The 24,292-nt window shown below is 34.6% G+C and carries 36 protein-coding genes and 1 pseudogene; 12 read left to right on the forward strand and 25 right to left on the reverse strand.

What is annotated here, in order from left to right:
• The first annotated feature begins 11 nt into the window (after window positions 1-11).
• The 4 genes from ACUXVC_RS21225 to ACUXVC_RS21240 all read left to right on the forward strand — a co-directional run bounded on the left by ACUXVC_RS21225 (window position 12) and on the right by ACUXVC_RS21240 (window position 1,586).
• Window positions 12-593: a TetR/AcrR family transcriptional regulator gene (locus ACUXVC_RS21225; RefSeq protein ID WP_002005730.1), complete on the forward strand. Its 582-nt coding sequence runs from the start codon at window positions 12-14 to the stop codon at window positions 591-593.
• A 71-nt stretch (window positions 594-664) separates the two neighbouring features.
• On the forward strand, window positions 665-997 hold the full coding sequence (locus ACUXVC_RS21230; RefSeq protein ID WP_071713565.1) for a DMT family transporter: 333 nt from the start codon (window positions 665-667) through the stop codon (window positions 995-997).
• A 1-nt stretch (window position 998) separates the two neighbouring features.
• On the forward strand, window positions 999-1,313 hold the full coding sequence (locus tag ACUXVC_RS21235; protein ID WP_046956356.1) for a DMT family transporter: 315 nt from the start codon (window positions 999-1,001) through the stop codon (window positions 1,311-1,313).
• Window positions 1,314-1,328: 15 nt separating this feature from the next.
• Window positions 1,329-1,586, forward strand: coding sequence for a DUF3975 family protein (locus ACUXVC_RS21240; protein ID WP_098125888.1), 258 nt, complete (start codon window positions 1,329-1,331; stop codon window positions 1,584-1,586).
• A 16-nt stretch (window positions 1,587-1,602) separates the two neighbouring features.
• On the opposite strand, the gene ACUXVC_RS21245 is transcribed toward ACUXVC_RS21240, so the two are convergent.
• The 11 genes from ACUXVC_RS21245 to gcvT all read right to left on the reverse strand — a co-directional run bounded on the left by ACUXVC_RS21245 (window position 1,603) and on the right by gcvT (window position 10,172).
• On the reverse strand, window positions 1,603-1,791 hold the full coding sequence (locus ACUXVC_RS21245) for a hypothetical protein (RefSeq protein WP_095690222.1): 189 nt from the start codon (window positions 1,789-1,791) through the stop codon (window positions 1,603-1,605).
• 245 nt (window positions 1,792-2,036) lie between these two features.
• Window positions 2,037-2,633 (reverse strand): ABC-2 transporter permease, encoded by a 597-nt coding sequence (locus ACUXVC_RS21250; RefSeq protein WP_142947059.1) that lies wholly within the window; start codon window positions 2,631-2,633, stop codon window positions 2,037-2,039.
• 32 nt (window positions 2,634-2,665) lie between these two features.
• Window positions 2,666-3,298 (reverse strand): ABC-2 transporter permease, encoded by a 633-nt coding sequence (locus tag ACUXVC_RS21255; RefSeq protein ID WP_095690221.1) that lies wholly within the window; start codon window positions 3,296-3,298, stop codon window positions 2,666-2,668.
• A gap of 14 nt (window positions 3,299-3,312) precedes the next feature.
• Window positions 3,313-3,978, reverse strand: a complete 666-nt coding sequence (locus ACUXVC_RS21260) for an ABC-2 transporter permease (RefSeq protein WP_144465069.1) — start codon at window positions 3,976-3,978, stop codon at window positions 3,313-3,315.
• On the reverse strand, window positions 3,959-4,831 hold the full coding sequence (locus tag ACUXVC_RS21265; protein WP_375853407.1) for an ABC transporter ATP-binding protein: 873 nt from the start codon (window positions 4,829-4,831) through the stop codon (window positions 3,959-3,961). Before ACUXVC_RS21265 ends, ACUXVC_RS21260 begins: the two co-directional genes overlap by 20 nt.
• A 5-nt stretch (window positions 4,832-4,836) precedes the next feature.
• The gene (locus ACUXVC_RS21270) at window positions 4,837-5,211 is read right to left on the reverse strand and encodes a GntR family transcriptional regulator (RefSeq protein WP_001021350.1); all 375 of its coding nucleotides are present in this window, start codon (window positions 5,209-5,211) and stop codon (window positions 4,837-4,839) included.
• 116 nt (window positions 5,212-5,327) lie between these two features.
• On the reverse strand, window positions 5,328-5,519 hold the full coding sequence (locus tag ACUXVC_RS21275) for a hypothetical protein (protein ID WP_000535933.1): 192 nt from the start codon (window positions 5,517-5,519) through the stop codon (window positions 5,328-5,330).
• Between the two features lie 70 nt (window positions 5,520-5,589).
• Window positions 5,590-5,793 (reverse strand): DUF3929 family protein, encoded by a 204-nt coding sequence (locus ACUXVC_RS21280; protein ID WP_000262496.1) that lies wholly within the window; start codon window positions 5,791-5,793, stop codon window positions 5,590-5,592.
• A gap of 442 nt (window positions 5,794-6,235) precedes the next feature.
• On the reverse strand, window positions 6,236-7,711 hold the full coding sequence (gene gcvPB, locus ACUXVC_RS21285; RefSeq protein ID WP_000795702.1) for an aminomethyl-transferring glycine dehydrogenase subunit 2: 1,476 nt from the start codon (window positions 7,709-7,711) through the stop codon (window positions 6,236-6,238).
• Window positions 7,708-9,051 carry an aminomethyl-transferring glycine dehydrogenase subunit 1 gene (gene gcvPA, locus ACUXVC_RS21290; protein ID WP_000903240.1) on the reverse strand — a complete coding sequence of 448 codons (1,344 nt, stop codon included), beginning with the start codon at window positions 9,049-9,051 and terminating at the stop codon, window positions 7,708-7,710. The genes gcvPB and gcvPA overlap by 4 nt, the downstream gene beginning before the upstream one ends.
• 20 nt (window positions 9,052-9,071) lie before the next feature.
• On the reverse strand, window positions 9,072-10,172 hold the full coding sequence (gene gcvT, locus ACUXVC_RS21295; protein ID WP_375853412.1) for a glycine cleavage system aminomethyltransferase GcvT: 1,101 nt from the start codon (window positions 10,170-10,172) through the stop codon (window positions 9,072-9,074).
• A 390-nt stretch (window positions 10,173-10,562) separates the two neighbouring features.
• On the opposite strand from gcvT, the gene ACUXVC_RS21300 reads away from it, so the two are divergent.
• Both ACUXVC_RS21300 and ACUXVC_RS21305 read left to right on the forward strand, forming a co-directional pair.
• Window positions 10,563-12,245, forward strand: a complete 1,683-nt coding sequence (locus tag ACUXVC_RS21300; protein WP_071729662.1) for a DEAD/DEAH box helicase — start codon at window positions 10,563-10,565, stop codon at window positions 12,243-12,245.
• Window positions 12,232-13,026 (forward strand): YqhG family protein, encoded by a 795-nt coding sequence (locus ACUXVC_RS21305; RefSeq protein WP_044784477.1) that lies wholly within the window; start codon window positions 12,232-12,234, stop codon window positions 13,024-13,026. Before ACUXVC_RS21300 ends, ACUXVC_RS21305 begins: the two co-directional genes overlap by 14 nt.
• Window positions 13,027-13,075: 49 nt before the next feature.
• On the opposite strand, the gene ACUXVC_RS21310 is transcribed toward ACUXVC_RS21305, so the two are convergent.
• Entirely contained in the window at window positions 13,076-13,207 is a 132-nt protein-coding gene (locus ACUXVC_RS21310; protein ID WP_050844516.1) for a hypothetical protein, read from the reverse strand.
• 96 nt (window positions 13,208-13,303) lie between these two features.
• On the reverse strand, window positions 13,304-13,531 hold the full coding sequence (locus ACUXVC_RS21315; RefSeq protein ID WP_000032702.1) for a hypothetical protein: 228 nt from the start codon (window positions 13,529-13,531) through the stop codon (window positions 13,304-13,306).
• A gap of 73 nt (window positions 13,532-13,604) precedes the next feature.
• Here ACUXVC_RS21315 and ACUXVC_RS21320 point away from each other — a divergent pair, with 73 nt between their 5' ends.
• Both ACUXVC_RS21320 and ACUXVC_RS21325 read left to right on the forward strand, forming a co-directional pair.
• Complete coding sequence (locus ACUXVC_RS21320) at window positions 13,605-13,721, forward strand: hypothetical protein (protein WP_003279814.1); 117 nt, start codon at window positions 13,605-13,607, stop codon at window positions 13,719-13,721.
• A 141-nt stretch (window positions 13,722-13,862) separates the two neighbouring features.
• Window positions 13,863-14,495: a VC0807 family protein gene (locus tag ACUXVC_RS21325; RefSeq protein WP_001073111.1), complete on the forward strand. Its 633-nt coding sequence runs from the start codon at window positions 13,863-13,865 to the stop codon at window positions 14,493-14,495.
• A gap of 65 nt (window positions 14,496-14,560) precedes the next feature.
• Here the strand turns inward: ACUXVC_RS21325 and ACUXVC_RS21330 are convergent, their stop codons facing one another.
• From ACUXVC_RS21330 to comGA, 10 genes are all read right to left on the reverse strand, one after another.
• On the reverse strand, window positions 14,561-14,761 hold the full coding sequence (locus ACUXVC_RS21330) for a YqzE family protein (protein WP_000106083.1): 201 nt from the start codon (window positions 14,759-14,761) through the stop codon (window positions 14,561-14,563).
• A gap of 38 nt (window positions 14,762-14,799) precedes the next feature.
• Window positions 14,800-15,297, reverse strand: a complete 498-nt coding sequence (locus ACUXVC_RS21335; protein WP_089171758.1) for a shikimate kinase — start codon at window positions 15,295-15,297, stop codon at window positions 14,800-14,802.
• 115 nt (window positions 15,298-15,412) lie between these two features.
• Entirely contained in the window at window positions 15,413-16,063 is a 651-nt protein-coding gene (locus tag ACUXVC_RS21340; protein WP_000183863.1) for a 2OG-Fe(II) oxygenase, read from the reverse strand.
• A 174-nt stretch (window positions 16,064-16,237) separates the two neighbouring features.
• Entirely contained in the window at window positions 16,238-16,609 is a 372-nt protein-coding gene (gene comGG / locus ACUXVC_RS21345; RefSeq protein WP_069356197.1) for a competence type IV pilus minor pilin ComGG, read from the reverse strand.
• The gene (gene comGF, locus ACUXVC_RS21350; RefSeq protein ID WP_000923102.1) at window positions 16,606-17,076 is read right to left on the reverse strand and encodes a competence type IV pilus minor pilin ComGF; all 471 of its coding nucleotides are present in this window, start codon (window positions 17,074-17,076) and stop codon (window positions 16,606-16,608) included. The genes comGG and comGF overlap by 4 nt, the downstream gene beginning before the upstream one ends.
• Window positions 17,046-17,348, reverse strand: coding sequence for a type II secretion system protein (locus ACUXVC_RS21355; RefSeq protein WP_144465161.1), 303 nt, complete (start codon window positions 17,346-17,348; stop codon window positions 17,046-17,048). Before ACUXVC_RS21355 ends, comGF begins: the two co-directional genes overlap by 31 nt.
• Complete coding sequence (gene comGD, locus ACUXVC_RS21360) at window positions 17,341-17,796, reverse strand: competence type IV pilus minor pilin ComGD (protein ID WP_002094140.1); 456 nt, start codon at window positions 17,794-17,796, stop codon at window positions 17,341-17,343. The genes ACUXVC_RS21355 and comGD overlap by 8 nt, the downstream gene beginning before the upstream one ends.
• Complete coding sequence (comGC, locus tag ACUXVC_RS21365) at window positions 17,793-18,092, reverse strand: competence type IV pilus major pilin ComGC (RefSeq protein WP_053563652.1); 300 nt, start codon at window positions 18,090-18,092, stop codon at window positions 17,793-17,795. The genes comGD and comGC overlap by 4 nt, the downstream gene beginning before the upstream one ends.
• A gap of 11 nt (window positions 18,093-18,103) precedes the next feature.
• A complete protein-coding gene (comGB, locus tag ACUXVC_RS21370) occupies window positions 18,104-19,135 on the reverse strand; it encodes a competence type IV pilus assembly protein ComGB (protein WP_375853416.1) in 1,032 nt (343 codons plus the stop codon).
• Complete coding sequence (gene comGA / locus ACUXVC_RS21375) at window positions 19,128-20,171, reverse strand: competence type IV pilus ATPase ComGA (RefSeq protein ID WP_001013187.1); 1,044 nt, start codon at window positions 20,169-20,171, stop codon at window positions 19,128-19,130. The genes comGB and comGA overlap by 8 nt, the downstream gene beginning before the upstream one ends.
• A gap of 205 nt (window positions 20,172-20,376) precedes the next feature.
• Here comGA and ACUXVC_RS21380 point away from each other — a divergent pair, with 205 nt between their 5' ends.
• The 3 genes from ACUXVC_RS21380 (at window position 20,377) to ACUXVC_RS21390 (ending at window position 22,943) form a co-directional block, all read left to right on the forward strand.
• Entirely contained in the window at window positions 20,377-21,072 is a 696-nt protein-coding gene (locus ACUXVC_RS21380) for a helix-turn-helix transcriptional regulator (protein ID WP_375853418.1), read from the forward strand.
• A gap of 126 nt (window positions 21,073-21,198) precedes the next feature.
• Window positions 21,199-21,441, forward strand: a complete 243-nt coding sequence (locus ACUXVC_RS21385; protein WP_000375619.1) for a DUF2626 domain-containing protein — start codon at window positions 21,199-21,201, stop codon at window positions 21,439-21,441.
• Between the two features lie 107 nt (window positions 21,442-21,548).
• Complete coding sequence (locus tag ACUXVC_RS21390) at window positions 21,549-22,943, forward strand: L-cystine transporter (RefSeq protein WP_001094344.1); 1,395 nt, start codon at window positions 21,549-21,551, stop codon at window positions 22,941-22,943.
• 79 nt (window positions 22,944-23,022) lie between these two features.
• Here ACUXVC_RS21390 and ACUXVC_RS21395 read toward each other — a convergent pair.
• Both ACUXVC_RS21395 and ACUXVC_RS21400 read right to left on the reverse strand, forming a co-directional pair.
• Window positions 23,023-23,415, reverse strand: a pseudogene (locus ACUXVC_RS21395) (hypothetical protein).
• A gap of 87 nt (window positions 23,416-23,502) precedes the next feature.
• Window positions 23,503-23,718: a DUF3912 family protein gene (locus ACUXVC_RS21400; RefSeq protein ID WP_001008326.1), complete on the reverse strand. Its 216-nt coding sequence runs from the start codon at window positions 23,716-23,718 to the stop codon at window positions 23,503-23,505.
• Between the two features lie 253 nt (window positions 23,719-23,971).
• Here ACUXVC_RS21400 and ACUXVC_RS21405 point away from each other — a divergent pair, with 253 nt between their 5' ends.
• Complete coding sequence (locus ACUXVC_RS21405) at window positions 23,972-24,283, forward strand: hypothetical protein (RefSeq protein ID WP_001093240.1); 312 nt, start codon at window positions 23,972-23,974, stop codon at window positions 24,281-24,283.
• Window positions 24,284-24,292 lie beyond the last annotated feature (9 nt).

Genomic DNA, 24,292 nt, shown 5'->3' on the forward strand with positions numbered 1-24,292 from the left:
GTAGGTAGGGGATGAAAATGACAGCAAACCGCATTAAAGCTGTAGCACTTTCTCATTTCGCACGCTACGGCTATGAAGGAACTTCATTGGCAAATATTGCTCAAGAAGTTGGGATTAAAAAACCATCGATTTACGCACACTTTAAAGGAAAAGAAGAGCTATATTTCATATGCTTAGAATCTGCTCTTCAAAAAGATTTGCAGAGCTTCACAGGCGATATTGAAAGCTTTTCCAATTCGTCTACTGAAGAATTGCTTTTAAAATTATTAAAAGGCTATGCAAAACGCTTTGGTGAAAGTGAAGAATCAATGTTTTGGTTACGAACTTCTTATTTTCCGCCTGATGCATTTCGCGAACAAATTATTAATAAAGCAAATGTACACATTGAAAACGTCGGAAAACTTTTATTCCCTGTATTTAAAAGAGCAAGCGAACAAGATGAGCTGCATAACATTGAAGTAAAAGACGCCTTAGAGGCTTTTCTATGCTTACTCGACGGTCTTATGGTTGAACTACTATACGCAGGTTTAAATCGTTTTGAGACACGTTTAGACGCTTCTTGGAAAGTATTTTGGCGCGGACTTTCAAACTGACGGATTGCTCCTTTGCAATGCGTCGTTTTTAAGCCCTTTACCTAACGACTGGTAGGAAGGAGAAATGACATATGGCATGGATTTATGTAATCATCGCTGGTATTATTGAAATCTTTTGGGTGATTGGACTAAAAAAAGCGGAGGCACCACTTGAATGGGCTGGTGTCGCTCTATTAATTACAATTAGTTTCGTCTTATTATTTAGAGCTTATAAAGATTTACCTGTCGGCACTGTATACGCAGTCTTCACAGGAATTGGAGCTGGTGGAATCGTTCTTACAGAGATTTTCATCTTCGGAGAACCTTTCTCTATCGTAAAAGTTTTATTAATCGGTTTAATCTTCTTCGGAGTAATTGGTTTAAAACGAGTAACAGAAGAAAAAGACGCGAAGGAGGCCGCATAAAATGGCTTGGTTATTTTTAATTCTAGCTGGTATTTGTGAAATTATTGGTGTACTCTTTATGAAAGTAGCCACTGAAAAGAAAGGCTGGGCACCAAAAGTTATTTTAATCGCTAACTTCGGCGTAAGCTTCTTCTTCTTATCTCTTGCAATGAACACGTTACCGATGGGGACTGCTTACGCGATTTGGACTGGAATCGGAACTGCTGGAAGTGCACTTCTAGGCATTCTCATTTTCCGAGAATCAGCGGATTGGCGTCGTCTTGCTTTCTTAAGCTGCATTCTATGCGGCGCTGTTGGCTTAAAACTATTAAGCTAACGTGAGGTGAATGTCATGTGGAAAGAAAAAGGAAAGAAAATATTAGCATGGATCACACTTGGTATCGTCATTCTATTACAAATAAGTTTTCATATAATAGAATGGTTGTTTCATAAAGTAGTATCCATTCTTACCTTCCTTCCTAGCATGGCACTTGAAATTGCATCTATTGCTTGGTCAATTATTGCCTCCATTGCAATCATCATTATATGGAGTATCGCCAAGCTATGGAATAAGTTATTTAAAAAGGACAGTACTTCTGAAAAAGAGTAACTGTCCTTTTTCGTATTCATTCAGATTTTCTATAAAAGTTAGATGCAATAAGACAAAGAAGACCAACTATGACAATACTTATACCAATTCCTTTATGCAAATTAGGAAACGGTGACGGTATGTCTAAATAAAAATTTGCTAATATGAGACCGATTGAAATAAAAAGTACCCCTATTCTATATAACCATTTTCTTTTGTTCATCATTCTCCCCTCCTAAAATTTTTCATACACTCCTTTCTTTTGGACATACTACCTAAAAAAGGAGTGGATAATATGCAAAATTCTATACATAAGCAAATTCTATTTTTATTTTTCCTATTTCTTATTCTCATCATCGTTTTCAGCTTTATATTACATACTCCGAAAGATGTACCAAATAGCGTTTCTTTTTATAAACTACTGCTCTCGTATTGTCGTTATTGAAGAAGGTGCCTTTTTTAAGGCACCTTTTAAAATTCTCTTTTTTCATATATTTTTACTGAAACGAAGATAGATGCTATGAACATGCATATTGAACCAATGAATAACAAGCTGTTATATAGCTGAATTTGTTCTAGGTTGATTCCAAAGAAAATAGAAGAAACAGCCATAGGTGCTATTAGTATAAAAATCGCAATAAAAATAGTTTTCTTATACCCTAGCCAAAAGGATAGCGGTAAAACCAAACTTAAATACACTAAAATAAAACTACTACTAGCAACCATTTTCGTTTCAATAAATTCAAATAAGTTAACCCCACTCTTCATTCCCATCGTGAAACAACCAACCGTTACACTTATAAAAAGAATAATAATTGCTACTATATATTTTGCATACACAATTTGTTTTCTCAATATTGGGAAACTATTTACTATGACTTCACTTTCATTTTTACTATCTGCTTCAAATGTTTTTACTGTTGCCCCAATTGTAATAATTACTGACATAATTATGAACAGATTTTCCGTATCCGTTAAGGCCATATAAAAGAAAACAGGATACAGTATGTACCAAATTAAAAATTTCCATTGAATGATGAAATCTTTTAAAATTAGTTGCTTGATCATGTATTACACCTCCTAATATGAAAATGTCACTTCTATAACTCTGCCTCCTGAAACATTTTCATTGAGAGGAACATTGATATGAATATACTTACTAATACTCCGATACCAAGAACACTCATTGCTAGTGTAGCCTCTTGAGAGTGGAGTACTTTTAGCATAATTGTTTTATCACCAAAAATATTACACATAAGGCCAATCATACCTGTTAAAGGCAAAATCATAATAACATTCAAAACAGAAGTCGCTTTATATCCTCCAATGTAATTAGCGGGTATCGTTACAACACAATAGATTAAAGTTGCTACTATTGCTGAAAATACTGCATATCCAGGCATGACTATATCCCTGCCCAATAAAATATTTCCTAATATTAAGACTATAAAAGTTACACTCAAACCAGCCATAATAAATAATGAACTTGCAATATATTTAGCTATAACTATCTCTGTTCTCGTTATAGGCAAGCTCACTAATACTTTTTCCGCTTTACTTTTCTCTTCATAATAAAAAGAAATATATATAATCGTACTACATGTTATAAATAATCCTATTGCAATCCCCATTGGTTCGACGGAATGCTTAAAAATAGATAAAATAGGTATTAAAAAATAGAAAGGAAACATCTTCTTCTGTAAGAAAAACTCCTTCAAAATCAATTGTTGCATATAAATTCTCCTCTCTATAAATCACGCGTTTCATAAATTTTAATTGTAAGAAACATAGAAACGATATAGACACTAGCTAGTGTGATTAATCCAACTATAAATATGCCAAAATGTAATGGATTCATAATCCAATCAATGAATGATGCCGTAGCACTTTCTCCGTCACCAATAAACATTCCAACAATAACACCTATTCCAGCGGCTCCACCTGTAAATATTCCACGTACTACTTTTGATTTTGTCCCATAATAACTCGGGAATAATGCTGTAATATAAACTAAAGAATATACAGCACCTCTGACTACTACATACCAAGGAATTTCAATATACAAATTGGGATGATAAGCTCCAATATCACCAATGACAGCGATACCTCTTATAAGAAAAACAACTAGCGTAGTAGAAATCATGCCACCTACAATAAATATTACACCCGAAATATATCTAGCAATAATGATATCCTTTCGTCCAACAGGTAAACTATTTATAATAACATCACTTTTATTTTTTTCATCCATCGCTATTAGTATCATAGAAGATGATATCGTTATGAGTAAGCAACTCATTGGAAATAACAATTCACCATCTGGATCTAATCCAAAGAAAACAAGAGGCATAATAAAATACACTAACCACATAACCCGAAAAAAGAACAAATCTTTATAGATTAGCTGACGCATAGGCACCTCTCCCTTTCGCAGTGTAAACGATAATGTCATCTAATGTAGGCTTTTCTAGTACAACCTCATTTCCAAACCAATCGATAATTCCTTGTTTATCCTTCGCTAAACCTTCGAAACCGAATTTATTTTTTCGTAATCCAACAAATAGTTCTTTTCCTTCTCGATCTAATAAATCATTGCTTCCCTTAACGATTACGTAGTTCTCCATTAATTCATCTTTTTCACCAGTAAATATAATTTCTCCATCGTTGATAAACGTAATATAATCTGCAATACGTTCTAAATCCGTTGTAATGTGGGTTGAGAATAATACAGATACTTCATCTTCCATTACAATTTCTTGCAACATATCAAGTAATTCACTTCGGACAACTGGATCTAATCCTGCTGTCGGCTCATCCATAATGATAAACTCTGCATGATGTGCAAGTGCGATGGCAATCGCAAACTTCATTTTCATCCCTTTAGATAGCTCTTTAATTTTTTTATACTTTGGAACTTGCAATCTGTGCATATACGATTGGTATTGATTTTCGTCCCACTTTTTATATAACGGTGCAATAATACGTTTCATTTGTTCACACGTTAAATCTTCGTAATAATGATTTTCATCATATACAAAACCAATATTTTGTTTTATGTCCTTTTCAGCTTTCTTATTGTCTTTGCCAAAAATTTTTATATCGCCGCTATCTTTTCTAATTAAATTCATAATCATTTTGATCGTTGTACTTTTCCCAGCACCATTTGGTCCGACAAACCCCATAATATATCCTCGTGGTAATGCAAAACTTATATTTTTCACTGCAAAATCTTCATAACTTTTACAAACGTTTTTTAACTCTAACATCTCTCTCATTCCCCCTTATATAAAAACGCAATCATCTGCTGCAATTCTTCAAGTGAAAGCTGCAACACTTTACTTTCTTTTACGATTTCTTCAGCCTTACTTTCCAATAGACGTAGCCGCTGTTCTTTTAATAGTTCATTATTTTTACGTGAAACATAAGTCCCCTTCCCAGCAACAGTTTCTATATATCCTTCTTTTTCAAGCTCCTCGTACGCACGCTTCGTTGTAATTACACTAATTTGCAATTCCTTCGCTAAGCTACGAATAGACGGTAATTGGTCTCCACCCTTTAAACCACCATTTAAAATAAGCTGGCTTAATTGTTTTCTTATTTGCACATAAATAGGGTCTTGGGAAGAATTCGAAATAATAATATTCATGTTTTCCTCCAGTGTGTATATACTGTATATGCCTTATATATACAGTATATACACAGCATCCTATTTTTGGCAAGAAAAAAAGACCAACATTTTCCTGTTGGTCTTTCGTATATGTATCACTTTTCAAAGCGATCTAACATCTCGTCTCTCATTCCGAAACTTACTACTGCAATTCCTATATACATAAACAGAAGGAATGCCGGATGAACCGTGTTGTACCAGCTGCTGTCAACGATTAAGTAAATCGTTAATGCCACAACAAGAACAAACGCTAAGATAAACATATAAAAGTGTCTTGTACTACCCATGATAAACTCCTCTCTTCTCACTTCACCATTCAACAGTTTATTTTATCGAATAATTCGATATGACTCAAGGTTAACTTTCTGTTATGTAATCAAGTTCCACCTTTACAATGTCCTCACATGCTATTGAAATGATTGTTCCTTGTTTATCAATCGCCGTCACTTCTCTATTATCCATTACACGATTTGCTACTCTTTCTAACACTTTCCCTTGGTCTCGATAGCAAAATTCTTTTACATCTTTAATTGTTTCTCCATTTTCTAAATGGTATACCATTCTATAACATCGATATCCCACACTTTCACCCCCGTCTTGCTCGTTTTTTCACATATACATAAAAATGAGTAATTTTTGCCTCATCACATCTTCTTAATTTCAATAAAATTCTAACAAAAATAAATACTTTTATCAAACCGACTTTTTCAACAAAACTACCTATAAAACTACACCTTTACACCATTAGGAAACAAAAAATATAATTTTTTAACATTTTCTTCACTATTTCTGCATAAAGTGAAACTTTAATCAGTGGGGATTTTTGTTCATCCCCACTGATTATTAGTTGAACCAATCGGGCATTTACGGACAGTTTATCTCCCACCTGGCTTCTTTGCACCAGCTAAGTTTTGAGTTGGGAGTTTACTGTCCGTTAATGCGGGACAAATTCTCCATACAAAAAAAGAACCCGCCGCAGCGAGTTCTCCTTTTGTTATTCTAATCAAACTTGTACAGGAGCTGGCTTTGCATAACGTAAAACTGGTTTACGTGCAGCCATCGTTTCGTCTAAACGTTTAATGACTGTCGTATGCGGTGCTTCTTGTACAACTTCTGGATTTTCTTCTACTTCTTTAGCGATTTGAATCATCTTATCAATGAAACCATCTAATGTTTCTTTTGATTCTGTTTCTGTCGGCTCAATCATAATACATTCTTCCACATTTAATGGGAAGTAAATTGTTGGTGGATGGTAACCGAAATCAAGCAGACGTTTTGCAATATCTAATGTACGTACGCCAAGTTTCTTTTGACGACGACCTGATAATACAAATTCATGCTTACAATGTCTATCGAATGGAAGATCGTAGAATGGCGCTAATCTTCTCATCATATAGTTCGCATTTAATACAGCATACTCAGTTACTGCACGCAAGCCATCTGGACCCATAGAGCGAATATACGTGTATGCACGAACGTTAATTCCGAAGTTACCATAGAATGGCTTCACACGACCAATTGCTTCTGGACGGTCGTAGTTGAAGTGATAACCATTTTCCGTTTTTTCTAAAATCGGTTTTGGTAAGTACGGAATTAAATCAGCTTTCACACCTACTGGACCAGAACCTGGGCCACCACCGCCGTGAGGACCTGTAAATGTTTTATGAAGGTTTAAATGCACAACGTCAAATCCCATATCTCCTGGGCGTGCTTGGCTTAATACCGCATTTAAGTTTGCACCATCATAGTATAACTTACCGCCTGCATTATGGACGATTTCTGCCATTTCTAAAATATTTTCTTCGAATAGACCTAATGTATTAGGATTTGTTAACATAAGTGCTGCTGTTTCTTCGTTTACAACACGTTTTAAGTCTTCTAAGTCAACAAGGCCATTTTCATTTGATTTTACTGTAATTGTTTCAAAACCAGCTACAGTTGCAGATGCCGGGTTCGTTCCGTGAGCAGAGTCAGGTACAATTACTTTCGTACGGTTAAAGTCACCATTCGCTTCATGGTATGCACGAATTAACATTAAACCTGTCCATTCTCCGTGTGCACCAGCTGCTGGTTGTAAAGTAACAGTATCCATACCTGTAATTTCAATTAAATGCTCTTGTAAGTCATACATTAATTCCATTGCACCTTGTACTGTCTTTTCATCTTGCAGTGGATGAATATTTGCAAATCCTGCGAAACGAGCTACACTCTCATTAATTTTCGGATTATATTTCATCGTACAAGATCCAAGTGGATAGAATCCAGAATCAACACCGTGGTTACGGTTTGAAAGTGCTGTATAGTGGCGCATAATATCAAGTTCAGATACTTCTGGTAGCTCTGCATCTTCTACTCGAATATAATCGCTCTCAAACACATCTTCTAGTTTCACTTCTTCTACATCTAATTTGGGTAAGCTATATCCTATGCGTCCTTCTTTACTCACTTCAAAGATAAGTGCTTGGTCTTGGTTCTTCATTGGATAGCCCCCATTTCGTTTACAAGTGTGTCAATTTCCTCTTTTGTACGAAGCTCAGTTACTGCTACAAGCATATGGTTTTCATGCTCTTTATAATCACGGCCTAGATCGTAACCACCGATAATATTCTTTTGTAATAATGCATCGTTTACTTCTTTCACTGGACGTTTGCAATCTACAACAAACTCATTGAAGAATGGTCCAGCAAATGTTACTGTGAAGCCTTTCGCCTCAAATTGACGTTTTGCATACTGTGCTTTAGAAATGTTTTGACGTGCCATTTCTTTCACACCTTGTTTGCCAAGTGCCGTCATTGCAACAGAAGCTGCTAATGCATTTAACGCTTGGTTTGAACAAATATTAGACGTCGCTTTATCACGGCGAATATGCTGTTCACGTGCTTGTAACGTTAATACAAATCCACGTTTACCATCTGAATCTACAGTTTGTCCAACAAGACGTCCTGGAATTTTACGCATAAATGCTTTCGTTGTTGCAAAGTAACCACAGTGCGGTCCACCAAACTGCGTTGGAATACCGAATGGTTGTGCATCACCGATTACAATATCAGCACCAAATTTCCCTGGTGGTGTTAATGCGCCTAATGATAATGGATTTGAAGAAACGATAAATAATGATTTTTGTTGATGAACGATTTTTTCAATATCAGCTAATTTTTCAACTTGTCCGAAGAAGTTTGGATATTGAACGATTACACAAGCAACTGTATCATCTACTTCACTTTGTAATACGTCTAAATCTGTTACACCATCTTTATGATTAATTTCAACAACTTCAAGATTTTGACCTTTTGCATACGTTTCAAGTACTGCTCTTGATTCTGGATGAACCGCGCTAGATACAAGAATTTTCTTTTTGCGAGTATGGCCAGCTGCTAACATTGCCGCTTCAGCTAAAGCTGTACCCCCGTCATACATAGAAGAGTTTGCTACATCCATTCCTGTTAATTCACAAATCATTGTTTGGAATTCAAAGATTGCTTGTAATTCCCCTTGTGAAATTTCCGGTTGGTATGGTGTGTAAGCTGTATAAAATTCTGAGCGAGAAATAACATGATCTACAATTACTGGAGCATAATGATCGTATACGCCTGCTCCTAAGAAAGAAGCGTATTCTTTTAAGTTAGCATTTTTACTAGCCATTTGAGATAGCTCTTTTAAAAGCTCTGGCTCTGATTTTGCTTCTTTAATTTTTAAATCCCCTTTAAAACGAACACTCTCTGGAATATCAGAGAATAATTCATCGATCGTTTGAACGCCGATCGTTTGTAACATTTCTTTTTTGTCTTCTTCTGTCATTGGAAGATAACGATGCAACATGAAATCTACCCCTCTCCCCGTTACTTTGAACGTTTGTAAAATGGTGTTGGAACAACTACTGCTTTGACGCGTTTATTACGAATTTCAATTTCTACTTCTGTATCAACTGCTGCGTATTTTACATCAATTAGTGCTAAACCAATGCTTTTCTTTAACGTTGGAGATTGTGTACCACTCGTTACTTCCCCAATTTTTTCTTCACCAATAAATACAGGGTAATGCGTACGAGGAATTCCACGTTCGATTACTTCGATGCCGACTAATTTACGAGGCGCACCGTTTTCTTTTTGCTCTTTTAACGTTGCTTTTCCAAAGAAGTCTGCTTCTTTATTTGTTTTTACCGCAAAGCCAATTCCAGCCTCAATCGGTGTAATATCTTTTGATAATTCTTGTCCATAAAGTGGTAATGTTGCTTCGAATCGAAGTGTATCACGAGCACCTAAACCACATGCTTTTAAGCCCTCTTCTGCTCCAACTTCAAGAAGTTTCTCCCAAAGTTTTGCAGCATCTTCACTCTTACAGTAAATTTCGAATCCATCTTCACCTGTATAACCTGTACGAGATACAAGTGCTGGAATTCCATCTACAAGAATATCGTTTTTAAATTTAAAGAACTTAATTTCTTTCAAATCTTCTGACACAACTTTTTGTAAAATGCCTTCTGCTTTTGGTCCTTGAATTGCAAGCTGTGCAACTTCACTAGAAATATTGACTACTGTCGCATCGCCAATTACATGACTTGCTAACCATTCGTAATCTTTCTCGATATTTGATGCATTGATTACTAATAAATAGTCTTCTTCACCACGTTTGTAGATTAATAAATCATCTACTGTACCACCATTTTCGTAGCACATAGCTGTATATTGTGCGCCCCCTACCTTTAAGGTAGATACGTCATTTGTAACAACACGTTGTAAAAATGCTAAACTATCTACACCTTTTACTTCAACTTCTCCCATATGAGACACATCGAACAAACCTGCAGCTGTACGTACAGCTTCGTGTTCTTCTTTAATGCTTGAAAATTGAACTGGTAATTCCCAACCACCGAAGTCGATTGTTTTCCCACCATACTTCGCGTATACATCAAATAACGGTGTACGTTGTAATGTAATCATGCTCTCTCCCCCTTATGCTTTGACAAATCAATAAAAGTTGCTTCCCTTTTCTAAACATTTTCATTCTGAAAAGATAGGATATACGGAATCTCATTATATTTTTTTATGAAAGCGTAAATAAAAAATCACTTTCTTGGATAAAATACGAAAGATTCCACACATTTCACACCATTATCCTAACATCATTCGCTATATTTCATCAATATTCTAGCATAAAAAATAATTTAGAATTTTTTATGTTAAAACACAATAAATACAGCTTTTGAGATTTAATACTTTATTATTGTCTATCATATAGCCTTTAATAACGATAATTATGCCTTCTTTTAAGGCAAATCATCATACATTAAAAAATAATTACTTTAGTTTATAAAAGGTGGGAGAGTCGTAATGAATGTCGATATTTCCGTAGATCGGACGTGGCAAAACAATTTTTTAAATAGAATTGATGAAGATGGTCCTTGGACAAACTGGGATTTATATCACTTAGCTTATGAAACAGAAAAATCGTTACTTGTTCCTACTTTTGATGGACTACAAGCACCGAAACATTTATCCCATTTCACACCGCTTCCGCATCAATTAGAAGTCGCTCAAAATGTAATTGAACAAATGAATGGTAAAGCGATTCTAGCAGATGAAGTAGGTCTTGGAAAAACAATCGAAGCTGGACTTATTTTGAAAGAATACATGGTCCGCGGGCTTGTGAAAAAGGTACTTATACTTGTCCCAGCTTCTCTCGTATCACAATGGGCATACGAGCTGAATACAAAGTTTTTCATTCCCGCTGTAGCACAAAAGAAAAGCTACTCGTGGGAACAAGCTGACGTAATCGTATCATCAATTGATACTGCGAAACGTTCACCACATCGCGATATCGTGTTGAACTTAGAATATGACCTTATTATTATCGATGAAGCACATAAACTGAAAAATAATAAAACAAAAAACTATGAATTTGCACAACGATTAAAAAAGAAGTTTTGTTTATTACTAACCGCTACTCCTGTTCAAAATAAGATTGATGAAATTTTTAACCTTGTTTCTTTATTAAAGCCAGGACATCTAGGCAATCAATCCAACTTTGAAGAATATTACGCTTCCAAAAATCGTTCAGCCGAATCAGATGAAGACTTAAAAGCTCTCATTAACAAAGTAATGGTGCGAAATAGACGACATAATACCGGTATCGATTGGCCGAAGAGACATGTACGTACAATTTTTATTGAGTTTAATGAACAAGAACAAGCTCTATATAATGATATCGAAAATTGGCGAGGACAAGACGCCTTCACATCTGCTTTCTCATCGTTAACTTTAAAACGGGAAGCGTGCAGTAGTCGTGAGGCTGTTTACTATTCATTGAAAAAGCATGTAGAAAAAAGACAGAAAGAAAATGAACATTATATAAAAGATCCACATATCGATGTGCTAATGGACAAAATTAATCATATTCCTTTCAACTCGAAAGCAACTAAAGCTCTAGAGCTTATAAAAGAAATTGACGATAAAGTCGTCATTTTCACGGAATACCGAGCATCACAGATGTACTTACAATGGTTTTTACAACAACACGGTATTTCTTCTGTCCCATTCCGCGGCGGATTTAAACGCGGGAAGAAAGATTGGATGAAGGAACTTTTCCAAAATCGTGCCCAAGTGTTAATTGCAACGGAAGCTGGCGGAGAAGGCATTAACTTACAGTTTTGTAGCCATATGATCAATTATGATTTGCCATGGAATCCAATGCGTCTTGAGCAAAGAATCGGACGTATTCACCGTCTCGGTCAAAAGAATGATGTTCATATTTATAACTTAGCTACAAAGCATACTGTTGAAGAACATATTCTGAAACTGTTATATGAAAAAATCAACTTATTCGAGCGTGTTATCGGTGAACTCGATGAAATTTTAACGAGAATTAATATGAAAAACATCGACGCGCACATTCAAGAAATTTTCGCGCAATCAAAAAGCGAAGGTGAAATTAGAATTAAGATGGAAAACTTAACATCTATTATCGACTTTGCGAAACGAAATGAAGCTGAGGTGCAAGGCTATGCAGCAACATGAAATTCATAATTACTTATACAATTTCTTTGAGGCGAATAACTGTGAAATTTTAGAACGTTCTCCTCATTTATTAGATGTACAGTTAACAATTGAGATGGATAAATTATTAATGAATCGCCCTTTTTATTGGCACTATCTTGAGAAAACAGGAGGCGTACCGAATCCGATGCGCCTTACTCTTATTACAAATCCAGAAAATGAAGAAAATGATGGTGAGCTTATTCACTACGGTTCACCACGTCTACATCAAATTTTCCAAACGACAAAAGAATTAGGCTCTTACATACGTTTATATGAGGATGTAAGACATAATGGGGCAACACATACACCGCTCCACCCTTGGCTCGGTATTAATATAAAAGTTTCCTATCAATGTGATCGAAAAAAAGACATCCTTCACTCGATTGGCATTCATCTCATTTCTGGAACAATGATGGCAAACTTTCATGAAACATTAACAAACATTAAACTTACACCAAAAATACCTGATTTTTGTTTTACGCTCTCGCCCATCATTAAACCTCAAAGTGGTTTACAACGCATAGAAGACGCTTTAAAAAATATAATTGCAGAAGATGACCATACGTGGGCAAAAGAAGCAAGAGTGCGTTGGAATCATGATCTAGACCTTTTAAACCGTTTTTATGAAGAAAGTGACGAACTTCCTGAGAGCTATGAAATTGAAAAACAAGCTCTGCAAGAACAGTATGAACCACATATTACAGTGCAAATTATTAACGGTGGCCTTTTTTATGTTACCGCGAATCATTTTCTATCTTGAAGAAGCTCCTTCTGCTTTAGAAGGAGCCTCTTTTGAGCTATTTTCTACCCTACTCGCTATCGCCACTACGCTCTTGCTGTTTTTTCTGTGCCATACGTTTCTGGTGTGCACGATCCTTTGCACTCACATGATTTGCATCAGTTGGAAGATTTTCTTTCGAACGTCCAATTCCATTGCTCATCTTTCCCACTCCTTTTTACGTTTTTCAAAATACATGTTTATTTTCAGCTAGAGTTACAATCCTTATACAAAAAATAAGAGCAGCCATTGGCTACTCTTACTCGCTCACATATTTTTGAAACATATCATGGATGCCTTTATTTACTAGGTTCGAGATCTGCTCGTCAGATTTATTCGGATAACGATCACGCAATCTGATAGATGCCTTCACCATTAAATTTTCTAATACAGAACGGCCACCTTCTCCATAAATAATTTCAGCATATTTAACAAGCCTTCCATCCTCTACTGTTGCTGGATTATGATTGAAGAAAAATTTACTCATTGTCTCCACCTCTCTCTTTTGATAACGTTTACATTTATATAGATTATTTATGTTATTTATTTCACAATATTGTATGCATGTATATTTAATTAGTTTCATTATAAAGCAACATATCGATAGTAAATATGTGATTTTCCGTCCATTTTGTGAACAAACTAAAAATGAAAGCGTTTCCTTTATTATATACTAAAAAAACTTACTACGCTAGGGGCAATTTTTTTCAATCTACTAATCCCTCAAAAATTGATATATTTTTTCTTTTCCCATTAAACCTTATACAATTTTCAGAAATTATATTATAAAATATATGTATGACTTAAGGAGGCTTTGTATGAATCAAAATAAAAAAGCTATATTAGATCTTGTCTTTTATCTTGTAATCCCATTCCTCATTTGGAAATTTGCAAAACCTTATATCGATCCTTATTACGCGATGTTACTTTCCTCTGTTCCGGGGATTATTTATACACTGTATACCTTTAAAAAAGAAAAACAGTTTAACGTGACAGGGTTCTTTATTTTAATTACACTCATTTCTAATACAACGGTAGATCTATTATCTGGGTCAGCTGAACGAATGTTGTGGAATGATGCATATTATCACATCGTACTCGGTATTATCGTCATCTGTACAATTTTCATAAAAAAACCACTCATGTTATATTTCGCTGCGGATATTGCAGCGCTGCAAGGACATGACCGCGATAAAAGTCGTGAACTGTATCGTGATAGTCGTATCTATCCAGCACTACAATACTTAACGTTATTTTTCGGCCTACAATTCATATTAAAAAGCTTCTTAAAAATTTATTTCATCTCTGTTTTTGGTGTAGATGGCTACGGTGAAATGAGAGCGATTATGACCGCTGTCGGCTGGGGCATTTCTATTTGTATCGGAATAGGGTTCGTATGGGTGAACAATAAAATACATGCCGTTACGGAAGAACAAGAATCCGTGCAGTAAATAAAAATCCCCTAGTGTATTACGACACTAGGGGATCTTTATTTTGCTAGACATATGACTAAAATTTAACTTGATTTTTTTCTTTTACTTTTTACATTTCGATAAAACAAAGCAGCACTCAGCGGCATAACACCAAACCACTTATTCATAAATGGCTCTTTTTCAGCACGGCGTTGTTCTTTCTTTTGTTTTCGATCTTCTTTTGGAGCATCCATATACGACACAAACTGCTGCGTCACAAAGCGAACATAATCATTAGTAGACATATTATCATCACCTCTACTTGATTAGTATGTCCACTTTTTTATACATTAATCTTTTCCTTTAATTCATTCATAATTTGCTTTACAGACTTATTTGTCGTATCGATATGAATATGAGCCTCTTCATAATAAGCTCGGCGTAATTCAAATTTCGTTACAAATGCATCTATATCTTTCTTTTGAAATAGTGGACGTGTCTTATCTTCACGAAGCCTCTCTGCAATTACATGCGGATCACAATATAAATACACGACAGTTCCGTTCTCTTTCATCCACTTGCGATTTTCCGCTCGTTCAATAATTCCCCCACCAGTTGTAATAATGACATTATGGACTGGTAGCGAACGTAACATTTCGCTTTCATATTCCCGAAAAGCCGTTTCGCCTTCTTCGGCAAAAATATCACGAATTGCCTTCTCTTGCTTCTCTTCGATTTTTTGATCAGTATCTACAACATCCATTTGAAGTTCTTGACTTAATGCTTTTCCAATTGTTGTTTTCCCTGCTCCCATATAGCCGGTTATGTATATAGATTTCATTTTCTGTCCTCTCAATCGTCATTTATTAATTGTTATTATAACGAAAGATGCTACTTTGTTTAATAAAAAAACGTTTTGTTCTTATACTATGAAGAACAAAACGTAACACTCGCTTTTACTTATAAGTACCTCTTCTCACCCACTGCGTTGCAATCCATTTCTCGCCTTTCGTTACAGGTGCCCCTCCGTGTAACGTAAGCTCATTTAGTGATTGATCTTGATAAAAATACTCAAAGTATACTGCCATTCCCTTTCTAGGGTGTACAGAAAGATTTAATTTCGGGAAGTACGTTTCCCCGCCTTCTTCTACATCATTTAAGTACATTACAAGCGTACTAATACGATTGTTAGCAGCTGATCTACTATGTTCCGCAAAATAATCATAGTGTGCTTTATATTGTTGATCCACTTCATAATTTAAAATGTGCAATCCTTCACCATGCGACGCAGGAACATTCATGATAGATGAAATTCGTTTTTCAATCTTTGAAGTAAGTTCATTGTCTTCCAAAAATGCACCGCTACTTGTTCGAATATCATTTACATCACGTGATGAACCAACTTTAGAACGCTTCATTTTATTTTTAGACATTTCAATCAATTCATCACACTCTTCATCACTTAGTACATTTGCTAATACGACAATAAGAGGTTCTTCGAATTTTGAAATAATGTGTATTTCTCTATCTTCTGTCATAATCGTATTTCCTTTATGATCAAAAATAGTTTGTTCCTTATTTTCACCTATTTGATTGTTGTTTGTCATTTCCCTATTCTCCCTAAAAATAATGATTGGATAGCATGAATATATCACATTCTTTCTACCTTTCTCTTTTTTGAGAAAATTTAAACTTTTAATCATTATATTTATCCATTTCTTCTAAAAAATCAATTCAATTTACAATAGAAATCCCTGGTTTTTCTTCGTATTTTTTACATACTATTCTTCTATCCAATCGACTATTTTTCCATCCTTTTTTCTATACCGAAAGCTCACCGTATAGAAAGCTTCCTGTTTGAGTGTACACTGCAACGCAACGAGAATTAAATCATTTTCAAAGATATAATTTCCACTCACTTCTCCCTTTTCATACTGAAAGAAAAATGCACCTTCTTTTTCTTTTTGCTGTAAGTCTTTTTTTATATCTGTAATAGATCGGTTAAGTAGTTCATCCAGTAAAAACTTTTGTTCTATTTCTATATAAAAATTTTTATCTGTAAACAACATATTTGTTTCGTATATAAAAAAAGAAGTTAATAAAATAAGAAAGATGAGTGTTCCAGGCATTGTAAACCCATTTTGCCCTCTCATACATTCATTTCCATTTCACTATATCGCATAACTACACCTTCATATATTTTTCCGCTAGTATCTTTCACATTTATAATGAGTACATGAGGTGTTAGTTTGTAAGAAACCGTTCCAATATTTTGTAAAACAACTTCCCTCCCGCGCCTATTTACCTTTCTTATAAGACGACTATTCTCTTTTTCATACGATACTTCACTCCCATTACGCGATCGAAATCGTAAAATACTTTCTCCATTTTCAAATGCTAGCTGTTCTCCAGATGATACTTCACGAAACTCCAATTGCATTTGCCCTAAATACACATCCCACTCCCAATCATTTAACCCTTTCGACTGTTTATTTTCCATTTCAATGAAATGTAGGCGGGGAAAGAGCAAAAAAAATATTGATAATAGAAACAGACATACAATCATTTCTATTAATGAAAAACCAAATTCTAATTTATTTTTTCTCCTACATAAAAGCATTGTTCCATCACTCTGTCTTTCACATCTCTCCACATGGTACAAACTTCATTGCCTCCCCAATATGTGTAATACACAATTCCATTCATATTCTTTTCTATTATTCGCTTTTCTTCATTTCCATACATATATATAATTGCTTCCTTTTTTAATAATCCAGATGCCTTATAACGAATTTGTATATTTTTTCTTTCTTGCATAACTAATACTGTTTGCGGTAGTAGTAACGATACAGCCATCATTAAAATACTTAACGATACAATCATTTCAGCCATTATGGATCCTTTTTGACATTTCACGATACGTAAATCTCCCTCTTCCAAGCTGAAATACAATTTCATATTTATAATTTCGATATGAAATTATAATCGTACCACCTCTATTAATATTTCCACTTGGATTATATGTCATCGGATTTGGAAACGTATGCAAATCAATTTGTATATCTTCTTCATACTCCCGCTTGACGATATAATACTTTGTACCTGACTCTTTTATAGCATACATATTTCTATCTTTATGCCAACGTAATGTATAGTGCTTTTGACGATTTATCGCTAATTGCTGCATATACAAAATATCATTTGAAAACTGTCTCAAAAATTGTTCAACTTTTTGTCGCTCGTATAAGGAATGAACACTAAAATACGTAACTACACTTAATACAGAAATAGCAAATAAAACGAGTAACATTTCTAAAAAAGTAAACCCCTGTTGTTTCACAATGCCCTAATTGATACTGAGCCATCATCTGAAATATGAATAGATTCGCCATTCGGGCACTTATCAGTTGTAATATACTTTTCATCTGTCAGTTCTTTTAACGATGGAATTTTATTATGTTGTAATTGATATACTTGTATTTGCGCTTCTATAGATTTCACGTAAGCTGCACACCCTTTTCCTTGGACCGATGAACGCTGTGTAACTACATTCGGAATAATTAATAGTAATAATATAGTTATGACAACCATTACTAATAGCATCTCTAACAGAGTAAATCCTTCCTCATTCTGCATACAAATGCCCCCTAAATAGAATTCATCATTTGAAACATTGGCATAATCATCGCTAAATACATAAGGACAACGATTCCTCCAATACATGTAAATAAAATAGGCTGAATGATAACTAACATATGTTTAATTTTCCGTTCCATCTTTTCCATAATAAGATCGCTATAGTCACCTAATTCAATCGCTAAATTGCCGTTTGCTTGTCCATGCGTAATAACATAAGAAAGTTCTTTCTCGTAATACCCACTTTTAGCAATGATAGATTGTAACTGTTCTCCTCCAATTAATTGTCTTTCAATCCGGCTCGCTTCATATTGAAAGAACGGATGATATCTTTGCTCCATCATTATTGTTAAAGCTTCGCATACTGATAGTCCACCATTTAATAAACCACTCAACTGAGTAGCAAAATAATGTGAATGCTTTAAAATAAGAAATGTTTTGATGAGGGGCATACGAAGCATGATTTTTACCTGGCTAATATGTGGAAGTTTCCTAAAATACAACATATACCAACTACATCCAATAATAACAGTTAAAATAGCGGTTAAAATAATGTAAGGTAGCAGTTTTATTGCACTTAAAATTTGTTCTGTAAGTAGTGGTGTATTAGAACCGAACGAACTATAAACCATTTCAACCTGAGGTAATAAAATGAGGTTGAAAATAAAAAGCATGATTAGTAGAAAAAACATTAAAAACATAGGATACTGCATGATTTTCATCATATCTCTCCTATACTTATCTTTTTTATAAAGAAGTGCACTTCCTTGTTGCAAAGCAAAAGAAATATCACCATGTTGCTCGGCATAAAATAAATAACTTAACATGTCCTGATGAAACTTTAACTGATGAAAAGAATCGTGTAGACTTTTCCCATCTTTTAACCCCTCAATCATGTGCTGCAATTGTACTTTCTTTTCTACAGGTAATTGAAACTGTAAAAATTCTAATGCTTGTAAAAGAGAGTAGCCTTTTTCTAGTAATTCTCCTAAACGTTTCAACAATACTACTTGATCACTTAAACTCCAAGTTTTCTTAAACATAAACATCATCTTCTAAAAAACCTAAAGCATATCCTTTTCTTATTGACGATTCTAAAGTCTCATGTTTGTAAGTAACACATTCTCCATCTGCTTCTTTAAGCGCTTGTTTTAACTCATATCCATATAGCAGCTCATAAATGCTTGCTTGCCTTACTTGCCTCATTGATTTACATAAAGTTGAGCACTTTCCTCTGCAAAACGGACACTTCAATTCGACAAGTCGCTGTGCAGCTACAGCCAATAAAGACTGTTCAATCTCTTGCCTCGTTATACCATAATCCATGAAACGAATGATTGCTCCTTTCGCATCATTCGTATGCAGCGTTGTCATGACTAAATGTCCTGTCAAACTTGCTCTTATAGCTATTTTTGCTGTTTCTTCATCACGGATTTCACCGACTAAAATAATATCTGGATCATGACGTAAAATAGCCTTTAATCCTGTTTCATATGTGAGACCCGCTTTTTCATTTATTTGAATTTGTAATACATCGTCACTTCTTTTTTCAACCGGATCTTCAAGTGTAATGATGCGACGTGTTTTCTTTTTTCTAATTACCTCTAATAATGCATACATTGTCGTTGTCTTCCCAGAACCAGTCGGTCCAGTAAACACGAGTAGCCCCTGTGAATAGCGTAAAAACGAGAGTAGTTTTGCTGCCGTACTTGGAAATAACGAAAGATGTGATAAGGGCTGAACAGATGCTTGTAAATGAAGGCGAATAACGAGACTTTCTTGATATACTGTTGGAAGTGTTGAAAGGCGTAAATACACTTCTTGTCCATCAATTTGCAAATACAACGAACCATTCTGTGGCTTCCGTTTCTCTCCTATGTCCATAGATGCTAAAAATTTAAAATGTGAGACAAGTTTTTCTCCAAACTCCTTTTCAATACAATGTCTCGTCATTAAATCTTTTCCTACACGTAGTTGCACCGCTACATCCTTCTGCCGGGGCACAATATGTAAATCTGACGCTTGTACCCTACACGCTTCTTTTAAAATTGTATTCGCAAAAATTTCAATCCCATTCATCACTTTTCCCTCCTCACTATGTATATAGCATGAAAACATGCACAATAAAAATTTGGAATTTTGTATTTTCACTAGAACAAAAAGGAAAAATATGTTTGTGAAATTATGAACAATTTCTGAATTATTGTCTGAAATTACCTATACTCATGTTTATCTGTATTATAATGTTATTATCTTGGATAAAGTGATAAAGGTGGAGATCCTCATGGAACAAGCTTTAAAAATTACAGGTGTTTTAGCTGACCCAACTCGTTATTACATTTATAAATATATTTCGCAAAAACATAGTTATGTAACTGTACAAGAAATTGCAGATGAATTCGATATTCATCCAAACGTAGCGCGTTTACATTTATCTAAATTAGAAGATGTTCATATGCTTAAATCGGAAACGAAGAAAACTGGAAAAGGCGGAAGACCAAGCAGATTATATGTCTTATCTGAAGATGTTATTCAATTGCAATTTCCATTCCGTGATTATCAATTGTTAGCAAGAATAGCATTTAATTCTTTACTTAACCTTGGCGCTGCTGGTGAAAAAGCGCTATACGAAACAGGAAAACAATTCGGGGCCGAATTAATGCAACAACATATGCAACGTTTAAATGTGAGTGAAGATGCTTTAACAGTAGAGCAAAAAGTTCAAATTGCAAAAGAAGCTTTCTCAACAGCCGGCTTATCACCTGCATTTGAATTAAGTGCAGATGGAACAAAAATTTTCTATGATGTACACAATTGTCCATTTAAAGAAGTTGCTGTTCATCATCCAACTGAAATTTGTAACATGCACGGAGATATGATGAAAGGCATTTTTGAAATCCTATTCCCTAACATGGAATTAACTCGACATGATAGTCTATTAGATGGATGTAAATCTTGTAATTATAAACTAACAATTTAATTTATCATATAAAAAGAAGCCAATAATAATTGGCTTCTTTTTATATGAACGAATATTTACAATAGTAAGAAAAATAAACTATAATGAAAAGAGGTTTTACTTTTTCTAGAAAAGGAGGGAAATAGCATGGATCGCATGTTTCGCGTTCTCGGCTTTTGGACTGGAATTTTCTCGGTTATGTTTTACGTAGGAGATATGCAACAGGCTGCACTACTATTTTTAGGACAAACAGGTTTCTTCGTACTTTTAAGCTATTTAAAATTAACAGAGCGTATGTATATATACGTATTCGGGGCATATTTAACTGTTTTCTTCATAGGATTTACATACTACACGACATTTTTACTTGTCCCTGGGGCTGGACATTAAAAGATGGCATTTTGCCATCTTTTTTTTAATCCCGGAATTTCCTAGTTGACTTATAGGTTTTATTACCTTATATTCTATATAACAGATTGGAATTAGGGGGAATCAACATGAATACACTGCTTGTCGGAATTAACGTTGCAGTCATGCTCATCTTAGTTGGCGTATTATATTATATGCAACGTAAGCATGTATCTTTTAATAAACGTGTATTTACCGCTTTAGGAGTCGGAATTTTATTCGGTCTTATATTACAATTCATTTATGAGCCAACTTCTAAAGTAATTATTGAATCAAATACTTGGTTTGGCTTAATTGGTAACGGTTATGTGAAATTACTTCAAATGATCGTTATGCCACTTATTTTAGTATCTATTATTTCAGCATTTACAAAATTACAGTTAACGAAAAACCTTGGTAAAATTAGTGGTCTTATTATCGGAATTTTAATTCTTACTACAGGAATCGCTGCAGCTGTCGGTATCGCTGCAAGTGCAGGATTTGATGTATCTGCAACAGGCTTGCAACAAGGTGATGCAGAATCTGCTCGTCTGAAACTAGTTGAAGAAAGATTTACTTCTATTGAAAAGACAACAATTCCAGATAAATTATTAGAGCTATTGCCTACAAATCCGTTTCTTGATTTAACAGGCGCTCGTCCAACATCAACAATTTCTGTCGTAATATTTGCAGCCTTTATCGGCATTGCCTTTATAGGTGTAAAACGAAAATATCCAGAACAAGCAGAGCTATTTAAGAAAATGCTTGATGCTGTATATGCAATCGTAATGCGTATGGTAACATTAATTTTACGCCTTACTCCATACGGCGTATTAGCTCTTATGGCAAAAACAGTTGCTGGTAGCGATATAAATGCTATTTTAAAGCTTGGTAACTTCGTATTAGCCTCTTATGTAGCACTTATCGTAATGTTTATCATTCACTTATTATTAATTGCATTGTCTGGTTTAAATCCAATTCAATATTTGAAAAAAGTGTTCCCTGTACTAACTTTTGCATTCACATCTCGCTCTAGTGCTGGTGCGATGCCATTAAATATTGAAGCTCAAAAAGAAAAGCTTGGTATCTCCGAAGGAATTGCAAACTTCGCAGCTTCATTTGGGGTATCTATCGGACAAAACGGTTGCGCAGGCATTTATCCAGCAATGCTTGCAATGATGGTCGCTCCAACTGTAGGAATTGATCCATTACAACCACAATTTATTTTAACTTTAATCGCTGTTGTTGCTATTAGCTCATTCGGTGTTGCCGGAGTTGGTGGCGGTGCAACATTCGCAGCTTTAATCGTACTATCTACAATGAACTTACCAATCGGTATTGTTGCTCTAGTTATCTCGGTTGAGCCATTAATCGATATGGGTCGTACAGCTCTTAACGTAAGTGGTTCTATGACAGCAGGTCTTATTTCAAGTAAATGGCTTGGTGAATTAGATCAAGATACGTACAATCAAGATGATACAAAAACTGGTGAAATTGCTTCATAATGAAAAAAAGACGCTAACATACAATTGTTAGCGTCTTTTTTATTCCGTTCCCTCTTTATAGATCTTATCTTGAGAATTATCACTCCAAGTATTCTTCTAATTGCTCTTTTAACTCTTCCTCAATCTCATAACAAGATTCATCAGCGAGTTCTCCTACTTTCTTACTACCCAAAATGTTTGATTGAATTGGCATTCCTAAAAAGATTCTTTAACATTAATAAATTGGAATATCGTGAAATTTAATCATCTCTTTTTCTTCATCTAATATAGCTATAGCAACTGTTGAATAATAACCCACCTCAAAGGGATTCTCTTTTTCTCTTGCAAATCCCATATCTAATTCCATGTTTTTTTCTATGTATAAATGCGAATACTCTTTATACAATTTAAGTGACATTCGCTCTATTTCCTTCTCCATACATTGAATGTTCTCTTTTAACTCCAACGTAAACTCCTGTTCTTTATATTTCATTTTCGCCTCCTTAAACATAGAAAAAGAGAATACAATAATATATTCTCTTTCCTCAAATATATTTCATTATCTCACAGCCCGTCCTTTTCACAAATAACCATTTTGTTCGCACCATTTATGAAATTGTCCTACGTCTACTCCAACTAACACGATATCCTTTAGCTCTACATCAATAATTTGTTCTCCAATTACAATAGCAAACTGCGATGCTAATTTTGTCTCGTTTTTCTTTACAATTCCAATTCGGTTCCGATGCGGTCCATCTTTTATATATGCTTTTTGTCCTACAATATCAAAGTTCAAGATTCTCACCTCTTTTACTGCGCTCAAATTGGAAATACGATCTCCACCTCGGAAAATTTCCTTTCATTGCACTATTTCTCTATATATATGACGAAACAATAAAAGAGTCCTTCCTTCTTTACAATTATTTTTTCTTTGTTTCATTTTTGTGATTGAAACGTAAAGTTTATAATAAAATACACTTGGAAGCGCTTTCTATGTAATTTTTTATGTTATAATATAAAAGTAGAACTTCGTAAAGAGGGTTAAAAAAATGAATACAAAAATGATTAAAAAAGTAATTGAAGCATTAAAAGTATATGGCTTTCAGGATGTATCATTCTGTGACAAAACGAGGCAATTTTTATTTCATAACGAAACCGATATTATGAGCGGCTATGCAGAAATAACATATAGTAGTCAATTTGAAAAATTCAACGTACAAATTCATCCAATTGAAACACATCACCAAGCAGAGTTACAAGAGGTTGAAAGACATATACAAGCTTGTATAAGAAAAGTGGAATATTTAAACGCACTTCTTACCGGGCAGACAAAACTAGATGATAAAATTATTATTATGTAAAAAAAGAAC

It is taken from the genome of Bacillus sp. N6, assembly GCF_052805735.1.